This window comes from Halorubrum persicum (assembly GCF_002727125.1).
Taxonomy (GTDB): Archaea; Halobacteriota; Halobacteria; order Halobacteriales; family Haloferacaceae; genus Halorubrum; species Halorubrum persicum.
In genome coordinates this window covers 37214-50193 of sequence record NZ_NHOA01000020.1, presented here as the reverse complement: position 1 = coordinate 50193, position 12980 = coordinate 37214, and the positions used below count along the sequence as shown (strand labels likewise).

At 71.1% G+C, this 12980-nt stretch carries 13 protein-coding genes and 1 pseudogene; 4 read left to right on the top strand and 10 right to left on the bottom strand.

Annotated features, from left to right (window positions below; all coding sequences use genetic code 11):
- Positions 1-4 precede the first annotated feature (4 nt).
- From DJ69_RS03250 to DJ69_RS03235, 4 genes are read right to left on the bottom strand one after another with little or no spacing between them, the layout of a single operon-like run.
- The gene (locus DJ69_RS03250) at positions 5-1822 is read right to left on the bottom strand and encodes a type II secretion system protein (protein WP_099254277.1); all 1818 of its coding nucleotides are present in this window, start codon (positions 1820-1822) and stop codon (positions 5-7) included.
- On the bottom strand, positions 1819-3771 hold the full coding sequence (locus DJ69_RS03245) for an ATPase, T2SS/T4P/T4SS family (protein WP_099254276.1): 1953 nt from the start codon (positions 3769-3771) through the stop codon (positions 1819-1821). Before DJ69_RS03245 ends, DJ69_RS03250 begins: the two co-directional genes overlap by 4 nt.
- Before the next feature lie 33 nt (positions 3772-3804).
- Positions 3805-4275, bottom strand: coding sequence for a DUF7311 family protein (locus tag DJ69_RS03240; RefSeq protein ID WP_099254275.1), 471 nt, complete (start codon positions 4273-4275; stop codon positions 3805-3807).
- Between the two features lie 27 nt (positions 4276-4302).
- Entirely contained in the window at positions 4303-4974 is a 672-nt protein-coding gene (locus tag DJ69_RS03235; RefSeq protein ID WP_099254274.1) for a DUF7310 family coiled-coil domain-containing protein, read from the bottom strand.
- 76 nt (positions 4975-5050) lie between these two features.
- Here DJ69_RS03235 and DJ69_RS03230 point away from each other — a divergent pair, with 76 nt between their 5' ends.
- Together DJ69_RS03230 and DJ69_RS03225 are read left to right on the top strand one after the other, a co-directional pair.
- Positions 5051-6130 carry a tubulin/FtsZ family protein gene (locus DJ69_RS03230; RefSeq protein WP_099254273.1) on the top strand — a complete coding sequence of 360 codons (1080 nt, stop codon included), beginning with the start codon at positions 5051-5053 and terminating at the stop codon, positions 6128-6130.
- Between the two features lie 87 nt (positions 6131-6217).
- Positions 6218-6916, top strand: a complete 699-nt coding sequence (locus tag DJ69_RS03225) for a phosphoglycerol geranylgeranyltransferase (RefSeq protein ID WP_099254272.1) — start codon at positions 6218-6220, stop codon at positions 6914-6916.
- A gap of 51 nt (positions 6917-6967) precedes the next feature.
- Here DJ69_RS03225 and DJ69_RS03220 read toward each other — a convergent pair whose 3' ends face one another.
- Entirely contained in the window at positions 6968-7573 is a 606-nt protein-coding gene (locus tag DJ69_RS03220) for a riboflavin synthase (RefSeq protein WP_099254271.1), read from the bottom strand.
- Between the two features lie 144 nt (positions 7574-7717).
- Here DJ69_RS03220 and DJ69_RS03215 point away from each other — a divergent pair, with 144 nt between their 5' ends.
- Positions 7718-7972 carry a DUF7533 family protein gene (locus DJ69_RS03215; protein ID WP_099254270.1) on the top strand — a complete coding sequence of 85 codons (255 nt, stop codon included), beginning with the start codon at positions 7718-7720 and terminating at the stop codon, positions 7970-7972.
- An 18-nt stretch (positions 7973-7990) separates the two neighbouring features.
- Here DJ69_RS03215 and DJ69_RS03210 read toward each other — a convergent pair whose 3' ends face one another.
- The 5 genes and pseudogenes from DJ69_RS03210 to DJ69_RS03195 all read right to left on the bottom strand — a co-directional run.
- The gene (locus DJ69_RS03210) at positions 7991-9310 is read right to left on the bottom strand and encodes a M24 family metallopeptidase (protein WP_099254320.1); all 1320 of its coding nucleotides are present in this window, start codon (positions 9308-9310) and stop codon (positions 7991-7993) included.
- Positions 9311-9339: 29 nt separating this feature from the next.
- Positions 9340-11184: a UvrD-helicase domain-containing protein gene (locus DJ69_RS03205; RefSeq protein ID WP_099254269.1), complete on the bottom strand. Its 1845-nt coding sequence runs from the start codon at positions 11182-11184 to the stop codon at positions 9340-9342.
- A 125-nt stretch (positions 11185-11309) separates the two neighbouring features.
- Complete coding sequence (locus tag DJ69_RS18195) at positions 11310-11468, bottom strand: DUF7563 family protein (protein ID WP_008002314.1); 159 nt, start codon at positions 11466-11468, stop codon at positions 11310-11312.
- 88 nt (positions 11469-11556) lie between these two features.
- A complete protein-coding gene (locus DJ69_RS03200; RefSeq protein WP_099254268.1) occupies positions 11557-11739 on the bottom strand; it encodes an HVO_0416 family zinc finger protein in 183 nt (60 codons plus the stop codon).
- A gap of 228 nt (positions 11740-11967) precedes the next feature.
- Positions 11968-12299, bottom strand: a pseudogene (locus DJ69_RS03195) (HAMP domain-containing protein); the annotation flags it as partial.
- A gap of 231 nt (positions 12300-12530) precedes the next feature.
- Here DJ69_RS03195 and DJ69_RS03190 point away from each other — a divergent pair.
- Positions 12531-12980 (top strand): acyl-CoA thioesterase, encoded by a 450-nt coding sequence (locus DJ69_RS03190; protein WP_099254267.1) that lies wholly within the window; start codon positions 12531-12533, stop codon positions 12978-12980.

Below are 12980 nucleotides of genomic sequence, written 5' to 3'. Positions count from 1 at the left end.
TTCGCTACAGCAGCACCCCGGCGCCGAGGAACGCGACGAGGTACGTCGCGGTCGCGGTCGGGAGCGCGATCCCGACCCGATAGGCGACGAGCGTCCGGTCGAACCCCCGTTCGAGACCGGTCGCCAGCCCGGTGAGGAGCGCCGCGAGGATCAACACGTACGCGCCGACGATCTGCCCGAGCACCGGTACCGAGAGCGCACCGCCGGTACCCGACTTCGACCCTGCACCGCCTCCGCCCGTGTCGGCGCCGAGGGCACCGGAGCCGTCGACGCCGCCCGTACTGAGAGCGTCCGCCCCGGCCGCCGCTCCGGCGCCCAGTCCCCCGGCGTCGACGGTGTCGATACCGGTGGCGAGCGCGACCGTCGCTCCGCCGACGAGCGGCGCGAACACCGCGGCGGTGTTCGTCAGAGTTCCCGTCACCGTCGCGAGCTGTCGCCGCGCGTCGCTCTCGAGTTCCCGGAGGTCCTCAAGCTGGTCGGCGAGTTCGAGCAACACGTCGCCCGCCGGACGCCCCTCTCGCGCCGCGACGGAAAGCAGCGCGACCGCGCCCTTCACTCGGGGCGACGGCACCGGAACCGCCGGGCCGCCGCGGCCGAGAAACGCCTCTCGGACGCCGACGCGGAGCGTCTCGCTCCGTCGCCCGGCGAGTTCGAACAGCTCGCCGGTCGCGCCGTCGAGCCGCTCGCCGGCGTGCGCAATCGCGGTCTCGACGGCGACGCCCTCGGCCACGTCGCCGCCGATCACCGTCATCGCGTCCGGAAGAGCGCGCTCAACGGCGCGGACGTTCGACAGCACCGCTCTGCGACGACGGACGGCGACGAACAGCGCCACGCCGGTGCCAACGCCGACCCCTGCGACCGGCGCGGCCCATCCGGCGGCGACCCGCGCCGCGACGGCGGCGGCGACGGCCCCGATTCCCGCCCCCGCGACCGCGGCGTGGATCCCCCTCTCCGGGACATCCGGGTGGTCTCCACCGATGCTCGGCGGCGCGAACGCGACCGGACGCCGGGAGAGGAGCCACGCCGAGGCCGCGAGCAGTCCCGCGGGTAACACGCCGAGGTACAGCGCCGCGACGATCCCGGGACCGATCGGGACGCCAGCCGCGGCGGCCGCCGGAAGGAGGGCAATGAGCACGAGGGGGAGCAACACTCCGAAGGCGTACAGCGCCGAGACGGGCCCCCGGACCTCGCCGACGAAGGCGGCGAGCCGATCGGTCGTTCCGGCGATCGTCGCGTCGAGCGCGCGGTCCAGACACCGACCTCGACGCTCTGGCGGCGCCGACGCCGCCGTCCGGACGAGCGCCGCCGCCCGATCGATCGCCGGAAACCATGGCTGCCACTCGCGGGCGAACTCCCGGAGTCCACTGGTCGGCCCGTCGGCGTTCGATCGCTCGCGTCGAGCGAGCCCCTCGGCGAGCGGCCCGTCGCCGGTCCGCGCGGCGAACCGAACGGCGCGCTCGGTCGACGGATCCAACCGCATCCGCAACACGAGGCGCCCGACGAGCCCGGGCGCCGCCCCCAAGGCTCTGGTCCGGCGGAGCGAGGCGAGCCACACCGGTCCGCGATGGACGGCGTGCACGGTACCCAGACCGCCCGCCAGCCCGAACAGCAGTCCCGGAACGGGTCCGGAGACGAACGCGACGACGACGGCGCAGGCGAGGCCGACTCCCACTCCCGCCCGGTATCCCGCTTCGATCACCCGGGAGCTCGTCGCCTCCCACCCGAGGAACGCCACGGCCCGACGGAGCTCCGCCGATCCCTCCTCGCGGTCCCCCGGACTGCGTCGCGGCACCCGATCACGATCGCCGTCTGGCCCGGTCATCGGTCGCCACCGGCGACATCGCCGCCCCTCGGCCGACCGGTCCCGTCGCGGCCGACGTAGCGTTCCGGCGCGATCCGGCTGGTTCTCGCTGCCTCCCCGATGCTGTTCGCTCGTCGATCGATGGCTTCGCGGACGGCTGCGTACGACTCGCCGGTCTCGGCGACCGATTCGACGAGCCGGCTCTCTCCGCGATCGATCCGCCCGGTGGGAGTCAGTCCCGCTCCGGTTCGCTCGAACAGCGGCTCGAACGAGGTGTCTCCGTCGTGTCCGACGACCTCTGCGACCGTCTGGACGCGGTGGTCGTCGAGCACGACGATCAGGTCGGTCGCGGCGAACGAGGAGGGAGAGACGCCGAGGTCGCTGACGACACGCTCTCGGACCGCGCCGGGATCCTCGCCGTGGATCGTCCCGAGGACCGCCTCGCCGGCGGCGCCGACGCGCATCGCTTCGTACAACGCCGCCGCCTCCTCGCCGCGGACCTCGCCGACGACGATTGCGCCGCCGCCGAGCCGGAGCGCGGTCCGAACCGCCTCGCTCGGCGACGGTTCGGCGCCGTCGCCCACGCGGAGTCGCTGGACGTCGCGTCCGGCCGCGGCCACCGCTTCGGCGGGCAGCTCCGGGGTGTCCTCGATCAGTATCGATCTCGCCTCGGTGGGCAGCTCCCAGAGCAGCGACCCGAGCGCGGTCGTCTTCCCCGCGCCCCGGCCGCCGGCGACGAGACCGGTTACGCCCCGCTCGACCGCCACCGAAAGGAGCCCGGCGGCCGCCGGGGTGATCGTCTCGACGTCCACGAGCCGCGCGAGGGTCCACGCGTCCGGGTCGCCGCGACGGAACGTGAATGAGAGGCCGTCGCTGGCGGGGCCCGTCGTCGCCGCGACCCGCACGCGACCGGCTTCGGTCTCGATCGTCGCGTCGAGCGTCGGACTCGCGCGGGAGAACCCCCGCCCGCTCGTCCGTCGAAGTCGCGACGCCAGCGTCGCGGCGCCCTCGGGCGGCAGCCTGACGTTGGTGCGACAGCGCTCTCCGTCGACGACGACCCGAAGCGGGTTCTCCTCGACGGGGGCCGAGAGCGTCGCGTCGCTCACGCGGTCGTCGGCGAACACGTGCTCGAACGCGCCGTATCCACGGGTGTGCCGCCGGAGCACGTCGACCAGCGTCGAGACCGGATCGCCCGCCGCCGCGACCGACCGTACCGCCCGACCTGGCGCCCTGTCGCCGCCGGTCGGGTCGTCGAGGAGTCGGTCCTTGGCCGCGGCGAGGCGCTCGACCGCCTCGTCGTCAAGCCGCGTCGACGGCGGGGTGAGGTGGTACGTCCGCAGCGGCCCCGCACCCTCGTACAGCCGCACGGTCGCGCCGGTGTCGATCTCCCACCGGTCCACGAGCGCCGCGTCCGACGGCGGCGCCGACGCGACGCGCGTCGCCGCGATCGTCGGCCCGGAGTGTGCGCGGAGCACGTCGTCGACCTCCCCTGCGTTCGCGACGGTCTCGATCAACCCGGTCTCCGCGGCGATTCGCTTCGGCGACCCCTCACGGCCGCTCGCCTCCCGCGCCGCCGCTACCGGCTCGCGAGTCACCCGCTCCGCGAGCCGCGTCTCGTGGAACTCGACCTGTTCTCGGAACCGCCCGGCGGCGATCAGACACGCCGCGGCCCGGCCGGCGTAGGTTCGCTCCCGACCGGCGTGACGCGTCCGGACCACGTCGGCGTCGCGTTCGGTCAGCGCCTCCACGACGGTCGCGAGGCAGTCGGGGCTCGCGGCGAGGTCGCCGCGTCCGGGGCAGTCGTCGGAGTCGACCGCGAGAACCACGCGCCCCTCGACGCCGGTCCCCGCCGGCTCTCTGAACGACGGATCGCAGTGACAGTCGTCACCGTCGCCGCCGCCCCACGGAAGCGATCGGAGCGGCGCGGCGTCGCCGTCGAGCGGAGACAGCGACTGAAGATCGAAGCTCATGGCGGGCGTGCCCTCGGTATCACGTATAAACCCTCACTCGAGTCGCGCGATCTCGACAGTCGGGCCGTCCTCGTCGACGAGTCGGAGCTCCAGACGGCTCTCGCCGCGCGTCCGGAGCGCGATCGGCCCGTCGACGACGTCGACACTCGCGGCCGCCGCCTCGGGAGCGATCCGGACCGTCCGGTCGCGTCCGCCGCCGATCCGATACCGAAGCGCGGCGCCGGACTCGTCCCCCGGCCGTTCCGGTTCGACCAGCGCGAGCCGGTCGATCCGCGCGGCAGCGACGCCGCTCGGCGCACGGACCGTCACCGTCGTCCGGGCGGCCAGCGACGGGTCAGAGACGCTCATCGACCCGGATGCGAGCCCCCCGATCGCCCGCTCGACGCGGTCCGACTCGGCCTCGAGCCGTTCGTCGGTCGTCACGGCGCGGGCGTCTTCCAGCGCCGGCATCGAGACCGCGAGGAGCGCGACGGCGACGAGGACCGTGAGAACGACGCGAATCACCGGCTCGCCTCCGCGACACGGAGTCGGTTACAGCGAGTCACGGAGCCGATCCAGCGCGCCGGAGCCCCACGAGTCGTCCGCGCTCTCCTCGTCCGTCTCGAGCCGATCGGCTCCCGGTTCTGCCGGCGCTCCCGCCCCCGCTCCTCGGCGCCGGTCCGCTGGAACGGCGGTATCGAGATCGGTCTCGCTGGGGACGCCGCCGTCGAGCCCGCCGCTGCCGGTCGTGTCTCCGACCTCGTTCGCGTTCGCGACCTCGCCGTCGCTCGCGGTCGCTCCGTCGTCCGCGGCCACGCCGCCGTTCTCGCTCGCCTTCGCGAGCGCCAGATCGGCGCGGCGCTCGACCGCCTGGTTGACCGCCCGGACCGATCCGACGTAGCCTCTGATCGCCTGCGTCGCCGCCTCCAACTCCTCGACGCGGCCCTCGAGGTCGTCGAGTCGCTTCGACAGCTCCGCTCGCTCAGCGGTCGCGGTCGCCTCGTCGGTCACGTCGGCGACCGCGTCGTCGGTTTCGGTGAGCGCGCGCTCGACCGCGCGGAGGCGCTCTTCGACGCGGTCGTCGCCCCGTTCGGCCGTCTCGACCGGCGTGCGGTCGGATCGGTGGGAAGCCCGTGGCTGTTCCGAACGCCCGTCGCTCGCCGTCTCGGACGGTTCGTCGGCGTCGACGATCGGTCGGTCATGGTCGCTCGTGTCGTCGGTCACGCGGCCGATTGGCCGCAGTTCTCTACTTAAACATCGGGGGAAAAGGTATTACCACGTGATCGGTTATCTTACGATCATGAAAGCGGTCCTCCTCGGCGTCGGACAGGCGGGCGGGAAGCTCACGACCGCGCTCGCTGAGTTTGACGCCGACGCCGGCTACGGTGCGGTGCTCGACGCGCTCGCAGTAAACACCGCGTCGGCGGACCTGAATCCCCTCCCGCTCGACACGGTCCTCGTCGGTCAGTCTCGGGTAAACGGGCACGGCGTCGGCGGCGACAACGAGCTCGGCGCCGAAGTGATGACGGAAGACGCCGTCGAGGTGCTCGACGCGCTCGCGCCGAAGGTGAACGCCGCCGCGGAGGCGCTGTTCGTGGTCGCGGGACTCGGCGGCGGCACCGGTTCCGGCGGCGCGCCGGTGCTCGTCCGCGAGCTGAGCCGCGTGTACGACATCCCGGTGTACGCGGTCGGGATCCTCCCGGGCCGCGACGAGGGGGCGATGTACCAGGTGAACGCCGGACGGTCGCTGAAGACGCTGGTCCGTGAGGCCGACGCGACACTCCTGCTTGACAACGACGCGTGGCGCTCTTCGGGAGAGTCGGTCGAGGGCGGCTACGCCGCGATCAACGCCTCGATGGCGAAGCGGGTCGGGCTCCTCCTCGCGGCCGGCGAGTCGGTGGAGGGGGTCGCCGAGTCGGTCGTCGACACGAGCGAGGTGATCAACACGCTGCGCGCCGGCGGCATGGCCGCGGCCGGGTTCGCGTCCGCGCCCGCCGCCGCGGACCCCGAGGAGAACGTGACGACCGTGATGAGCACGGTCCGGAGCGCGGTGATGACGGGGATGTCGCTCCCCAACGCGACCGAGGCGGACGCCGCCCTGGTCGCCATCGCGGGCGACCCCGAGCGGATCTCCCGGAAGGGCGCGGAGAAGGCGCGCAAGTGGCTCCAAGAGGAGACCGGCTCGATGCAGGTGCGCGGCGGGGACTTCCCGCTCGACTCCGATCAGGTGGCCGCCTTGGTCCTCCTCGGCGGCGTCGAGCGCTCGCGCCGCGTCGAGGAGTTCCTCGAACGCGCACGGCAGGCCGTCCGCGACGAGCCCGAGGGACAGCCCGACCCCGCCGAAGCGTTCCAGAACGACGAGCTCGACGACTTGCTCTGAGCCCTCGTCGCGCGGACCGGCGGCGTCGACCGCGCCGGCGAGACAGGTTCCGCACCTTTTTGGTTCCGCCCGCTGGAGTCGTTTCCGATGAACAACCCGTGGGACGACTGGGACCACGTGCTGAAGGTCGACCCGGACAAGGAGCTGTACGGGAACGACACCTTCGAGGACGTCTGCCGGACCGGGACCGACGCGATCGAGATCGGCGGGACCCTCGACGTCACCGCGGAGAAGATGACCCGCGTCGTCGACGCCGCCGCCGAGTACGACGTGCCGCTGTATCAGGAGCCGTCGAACCCGGGCGTCGTTATCGACTCGCCCGCGCTCGAGGGGTACCTGATCCCGACGGTGTTCAACGCCGGCGGCCCGTTCTGGATCACCGGCGCGCACAAGGAGTGGGTGCGGATCGACGACCTCGACTGGAGCCGGACGCACACCGAGGCGTACATCGTGATGAACCCCGAGGCGTCGGTCGCCCAGCTGACCGAGGCCGACTGCGACCTCAGCGCCGACGACGTGGCGGCCTACGCGAAGGTAGCGGAGCGCATGTTCGGCCAGGAGATCGTCTACGTCGAGTACTCGGGCATGTTCGGCGACACGGAGAAGGTCGCCGCCGCCCACGACGCGCTCGACGAGGCCACGCTCTTCTACGGCGGCGGCATCCACGGCTACGAGTCGGCCAACGAGATGGCCGCCCACAGCGACGTGATCGTCGTCGGCGACCTCCTCCACGACGAGGGCGTCGACGCGGTCCGCGAGACGGTGAAGGGCGCGAAGGACGCGTAGCTCGGGCAGACGCGTCGGACGCGTCGGGACCGGCGTGCGCTGCCGGCTGGATCAGTATCCGTCGACCATACTCTCGACGTACTTCGCGATCACGTCCACTTCGAGGTGGACCGGGTCGCCCACCGACTTCTCGGAGAGCGTCGTCAGCTCGTAGGTCGTCGGGATGATCGCGACGTCGAACTCCCCGGCCCGCTTCTCCGCGACCGTCAGCGAGATGCCGTCGAGCGTCACCGACCCCTTGTCGACGAGGTAGTCGCCGTGGCCCGCCGGGATCGAGAAGGTGAACCGCCAGTCCTCGCCGACGCGCTCGATCGCTCTCACCTCGGCGACGGTGTCGACGTGCCCCTGCACGACGTGGCCGTCGAACCGCCCGTCGGCGGGCATCGCGCGCTCGACGTTGACCGCGTCGCCCTCCTCCACGTCGCCGAGGTACGTCTTTTCGACCGTCTCGCTCGCGAGGAACACGTCGAACCAGTCGTCGTCTCCGGTGTCAGCGGCGCCGTACGCCTCGACGGTCAGACAGACCCCGCTGACGCTGATCGACTGGCCGTGGTGGAGGTCGTCGAACCCGTCGACGGCGATCCGGAGGCGGAGCCCGTCATCGGTCTCGGTCCGCGCGCGGACGGTTCCGGTGTCCTCGACGATCCCGGTAAACATACCGGAACTGGGCGCGGGCGACGGTTATCGGTTCTGGCTTCGCGCCGCCGTTCCGGGCTGCGCGGTCGCCCGTTTACCGACGCGTGGCCCGCCGCTCGCCGCGTCCCGCGCCCCTTTTGACCCCCGAGAGCCAACGGGACATCGATGCGACTCGGACTGCTGGACATGATCGGGTTGGCGGCCTCGTTGGTCTTCGCCATCCCGCTCGGGAACTACGCCGTCTTCCGGCTGATCGCCGGCGAGGTCGCGCTCGGCGCCGGCCTGCTCGTTGTCGCGATCGCGATGGTCGTCCTCCCGCAGTACTTCCTCGACCCCACCGAGATCCTCCGGCGGCTGCTCTCCGGGCTCTTACCGCAACGGCTCCGGGGCGACGAGCGCGGCGACGAGCAGCGCCGATAGCTCGAAGATCGACCGTAGTTACCCGCCGCGCTCCCGCGGCACGATCCCGAGCGGATACTCGGCCAGCAGTTCGCAGCCGTCTTCGGTGACGGCGACGAGGTCTCCCAGTCGGACGCCGCCGATGCCCGGGTCGTACACTCCCGGTCCGACCGCGACGACCTGACCCGGCCGCAGTTCGGCCGCCCCCGACAGCGACGGCGGCTCGCGGCGACTCACGCCGACGCCGTGGCCGGCGTCGTGTGTGAACCCCGCCTCGCCCTCCCCCGCGTTCGGGTCGAACCCGTACGCGCCCAGTTCGGCGGCCGCCTCGCCGTGGACGGTCTTCGCGGGAACGCCCGGTTCGATCCCGTCGAGCGCGACGTCCCGGGCCGACTCGACCGCGAGGTACGCCCGCCGGCCCCAGCCGCCGTCCCCGTCGACCACGAACGTCCTGGTCAGTTCGCCGCGGTATCCGTCGGGCCCGCGCGGCGAGATGGCGATCAGGACCGTCCTGCCGGGGCGAATCGGGTCGTCGCCGACGTAGTGGCGGTCCGCCGCTGACGGGCCGACGCCGATCGCGGTGTCGCCGGCGTCCCGGACGCCGTGAGCGGCGAGCGTCGCGTTCACGACCCGTCGCAGGCGCTCCGTCGTCAGGGGGGTGCCGTCCCAGCGAAGTGGGTGTCTGTGGTCCGCGTCCCCGGTTTCGGCCGGTCCCGCCTCGACGACCTCGCTCTCGGCCAACACGGTCTCTGCGCGCGCCATCCCCGCGACCGCCGCCCGCTGGACGCGGCGCAGTCGATCGATCTCTGCGTCGGTCTTCCGCGCCCGCGCCGTCGCGACCGCGTCGGTCGACGCCAGCTCGTTGCCGGCGCGTTCGAGGTACACCGCCGCGTCGTGCGGGATCGACGCGGGGACGAGGAGTGTCTGGTCGTCGGCGCCCCCGAGCAGGTCGCGCACGACCGCCGCGGCGCGCTCGCCCGCGTGGTCGTCGGCGCCCTCGATCCGCACCTCGCGAGCGACGCCGTCGTGGAACTCGCCGTCACCGTCACGTCGGCTCCGAGCACCGGCGACGAACTCCCGTTCGGCCTGCTCGCGGAACGGCGGGGGGACACAGAGGACGGCCCGGTCGGCGTCGCTTCCGCCGTCGCCCGGGACGACCACCAGCGCGTACTCCCGTTCTGGGCCGACGACGCGCGTGAGGTACCGCAGGTCGTCGTCGAAGCGGTCGCCGACCGCGACGAAAGCGTCGGCGTCCGCGGCCCTGACCGCCTCGACGATCGGCGTGAGATCGGTGCGGAGCGGGCGGCGCTGCTCGGGGTCGACTGGGGAGCCGAAACCGGCCTCACGGTCGCCGTCCACCCCGTCGTCCCCCTTTCCCTCCCCGTCGCTCACGGCTCGGGTTCGGGAACGGCCAGCTCGGCCTGCACCTCTTCGACGAGCTCCTGTGGGGGCTCGTCGCGGAGCTCGTTGAACAGGAGCACGCTGATCGGGAGCGTCGGCGCCCCGCTGATGAGGCTCTCCATGATCACGAGCCGCTCGCGGGCGCGGGACATCCCGACGTAGAACACCCGGCGCTCGTTGTCGGTGAGGACGGGGACCGGGCTCGTGGTTTTCGTGAACTCCTCGACGCCGTCCACGTCGGTCGGGTCGTCGATGGAGGCGGCCATCTGCTCGACGACCTTCTCCGTGAGGTCGGTCGCGACGAACACGTGGTCGGCTTCGCGGCCCTTCGCGGAGTGGATGGTGCCGACGCGGACGCGGGTCGGATCCATCCCCTCGTACTCGCCATCGAAGTAGGCGCCCATCGACTTCCGCTGGAAGCTCGTCACCTTCCGGACCATGTCGTCGGCGCTCGCGGCGTCCGGCATGAAGGGTATGAACTCGTCGAGCTCGTCCGTCGTCACGTCGATCTGGGCGATGTCGTCGGCGTCGGCCGCCTCCTCGCGGTCGTCGAGGAAGTCGTAGAACTCGTCGCGCTCGTGGGTACCGAACGCCGAGTCCTGCAGCATGTCGGCGAGCCGCCGGGCCTCTAAGCCGTTCACGGGATCGCCCGCGTCGGCCTTCTCGATGGCGCTGACGTAGTCCCGAACCCGATCCGTCCACATCCGACCGTCGGTCAGCATCGTGAACGGGATCCCGTGGTCGATGAACTCGTCGATGAAGTCGAACATCTGATAGCGGGCGCGGAACAGACACATCACGCTCCCCTCGTCGTCCTCGACGGTGTACCGGACGTTCCGGACGAGTTCGAGCATCGACGGCGACTCGATCGCCTCGACGGTGCCGCCCTCCTTGCGGGGGTGCAGGTCCTTCTCCTGCCGCTTGTCGATGTGGCGGATCTCCGCGTTGACGACGTTCAGGATCTCGGAGGGGAGCCGGTAGGAGTTCGGGAGGACCACGTCCTCGTCGACGTCGGTGTCGAGGAGCAGGTCGGGGTCGGCGCCCTGCCACGCGTAGACGACCTGGTCGTCGTCGCCGGCGATGAGCACCTTCTCCATGTGGGGTTTCCACTCCTCGAACACGTTGTACTGCAGCGTCGTGATGTCCTGGAACTCGTCGATGATCAGGTAGTCGACGTTCGGCACCAGCGAGCGCTGCGCGACGCGTTCGAGCATGTCCGCGAACCCCACAAGGTCGTGGTCGCCCTTGTAGCCGCGCCACGCGCGGATCGTCTCGGGAATGTCGATCCGGTCGTCGTCGGAGGGCCACGTCGGGGTGTACTTGTTCCCCTGCTGGGCGTTGGGGTCCTCCTCGGGCGGGAGCCGAACCTCTTCGACGTTCCACTGGAAGGGCACGTCGTACCAGTCGGAGACGTCGCGCTCGGTGCGCTGGAGCCACTGCGAGGTGGCGATGATCTTGTTGCCGATCGTCGTCGACCGCGCGGTCCGGCGCCCGGCGCCGCCGTTCTGGTCCTCGAACTCGACGCCGTACTCCTCGCAGAACGACTCCTTGTCGTCTTCGCCGACCACGTCACCGCGAGAGAGATCGAGCAGCTCGTACGCCTTCGCGTGCATGGTACAGACGTTCCCCTGGAGGCTCCGCGGGGAGATGTCGAGCCGCTCGGCGAGTCGCTCGCGGATCTCTGCGGCGGCCGCGCGCGTGTACGAGACGACGAGCACGTCGCGAACGTCGGCGTCCTCGTCGTCGAGGATCCCCTCGACGCGATCCAGGAGCGCCGTGGTCTTCCCGCTGCCCGGACCGCCGAACAGTCGCGTCACCGTGGGATCGGTCATTATCTACTCCAGATCCCGACTCTCCTTAAACGCCGTGGCTCGGGTCGTACCGGAGCACACGCGGGATCGGGGCGTTTCTGCGCTCGTTGGCGGGGATGTCGACGTACTTTCTGCGGACGGCGCGTTCAGTTGCTTCGCGTCGCACGCGCCTCGCGCACGTCGGCGCCGTCGCGAACGAGATCCTCGCAAGCGGGGCAGACTCGGGGCCGATCGACCTCGTTCGGTGTGAACACCCGAACGTAGTCGGTCGTGACGAACGAACCGCAGTTCTGGCAGGTCGGCATACTCGCCACTATCGATTGATACCACATAATGCTGCCGCCTATTTACCTCGAAAGAAAAGCGCTAACCGGCCGTGAGACGCCGTTGGCGTCAGGTCGGACGCCAGTCGCACACGTCACACTGCGCGGTTCCTTCCGGGTGTAGCGCACCGCACTCCGGACACTGGAGTTTGTTATAGGATCGCTCCCAGCGTGCGATCTCCGTCTCGTGGCCGCGGTCGGACAGGAACTCGTCGAACACGTCGTCGTCCGCGCTGGGTGCACTACTAGACATGCATGCTAAAGAATGCCACGCGAGTATAAATATCTTGTTGCGGCTTTATCGTTCTGCGAAAACGGCAACGAACGATCGGCGTTCGGCGGCAGAACTGCTCGATGTTTCGACCAGAGACGAGGTCGTCCGATCGGGGCCTCGCCTCGGTCGATCAGTCGGCCGCCGTCGGCGCGGCTTCCGGTTCCGTGCGCCCGGCCCCGCGTTCCCCGCCCTCGCTCGTCTCCTCGGAGCCGTCTCCGCCTCCGACTGAGCCCGCTCCGACTCGTCGGTCCGCTCGGAGGTCGCACGGGCGTCGAACTCGCCCCGCCCGACCGCCTCGGCCGTCTCCGTCAGCCGACGGAGCTCGACCGCGACGTTGCCGACCAGCACGATACCCAGCAGGCCGAGGTTCAGCGTGACGACGACCGCCGTCGACGTCAGCGCAGCCGTCGCGGCCGTCGCCGTCCCGACCGTGGCGACGTGGCCCGCGAAGAGGGCGATAAATCCGAGGGTCACGGCGAGCGTCAGGCGGACCGCCGCCCCGACCCGCCCCCGTACCGTGTGGTGATCGATTTCAGCATTGCTTACGCACCCCGAGAAAGCTCCCCTACTTCGGATTAAAGGCGAAATCACACGTTCCGATAACGCCGTGGATGAAGCCGCGAGCGGCGGCGGATCGATGGTTCGGTCCGGTTCGGGGGCGGGTTAGGGACAGGTTCGGTGCTGGTCTGGTGTCGGTCTGGAGTCCGTCAGGAGTCGGTCAGGAGCCGATCTTGGGGCGGGCTTTTCCCGCAGGCGCGCCACCAACGGGCATGCCGAGCGTCAGCGACACGTACATCGAGAACCGACAGCGCGTCCAGCCGACCCACACCAACAACTACGAGTCGGCCCACGGGGGCAACGTCGTCAAGTGGATGGACGAGATCGGCGCGATGTCGGCGATGCGCGCCGCCGGCGAGACGTGCGTCACGGCCAAGATCAACGGGCTCGACTTCAAGCGACCGGTGCCGCAGGGCGACACCTGCATCGTCGAGTCGTACGTGTACGCGGTCGGGCGAACGAGCCTCCGCACGCGGATCCGGGCGTTCCGCGAGTCTCCTCGGACCGGCAAGCGCGAGCTGACGACGGAGTCGTACTTCGTCTTCGTCTCAATCGACGCCGACGGGGACCCGACGCCGGTCCCGGAGTTGACGGTGGCGGGCGACCGGTGCCGAGAGCTGCGCGACGCCGCGCTCGCCGCCGAACCGGGCGAGGGTCGGTGA

What these genes read in the sequence shown, in the direction of transcription:
- DJ69_RS03250 (WP_099254277.1), bottom strand. Translation starts at nt 1,822, where the DNA reads ATGACCGGGCCAGACGGCGATCGTGATCGGGTGCCGCGACGCAGTCCG.
- DJ69_RS03245 (WP_099254276.1), bottom strand. Translation starts at nt 3,771, where the DNA reads ATGAGCTTCGATCTTCAGTCGCTGTCTCCGCTCGACGGCGACGCCGCG.
- DJ69_RS03230 (WP_099254273.1), top strand. Translation starts at nt 5,051, where the DNA reads ATGAAAGCGGTCCTCCTCGGCGTCGGACAGGCGGGCGGGAAGCTCACG.
- DJ69_RS03220 (WP_099254271.1), bottom strand. Translation starts at nt 7,573, where the DNA reads ATGTTTACCGGGATCGTCGAGGACACCGGAACCGTCCGCGCGCGGACC.
- DJ69_RS03200 (WP_099254268.1), bottom strand. Translation starts at nt 11,739, where the DNA reads ATGTCTAGTAGTGCACCCAGCGCGGACGACGACGTGTTCGACGAGTTC.
- DJ69_RS03190 (WP_099254267.1), top strand. Translation starts at nt 12,531, where the DNA reads ATGCCGAGCGTCAGCGACACGTACATCGAGAACCGACAGCGCGTCCAG.
- DJ69_RS03225 (WP_099254272.1), top strand. Translation starts at nt 6,218, where the DNA reads ATGAACAACCCGTGGGACGACTGGGACCACGTGCTGAAGGTCGACCCG.
- DJ69_RS18195 (WP_008002314.1), bottom strand. Translation starts at nt 11,468, where the DNA reads ATGCCGACCTGCCAGAACTGCGGTTCGTTCGTCACGACCGACTACGTT.
- DJ69_RS03205 (WP_099254269.1), bottom strand. Translation starts at nt 11,184, where the DNA reads ATGACCGATCCCACGGTGACGCGACTGTTCGGCGGTCCGGGCAGCGGG.
- DJ69_RS03215 (WP_099254270.1), top strand. Translation starts at nt 7,718, where the DNA reads ATGCGACTCGGACTGCTGGACATGATCGGGTTGGCGGCCTCGTTGGTC.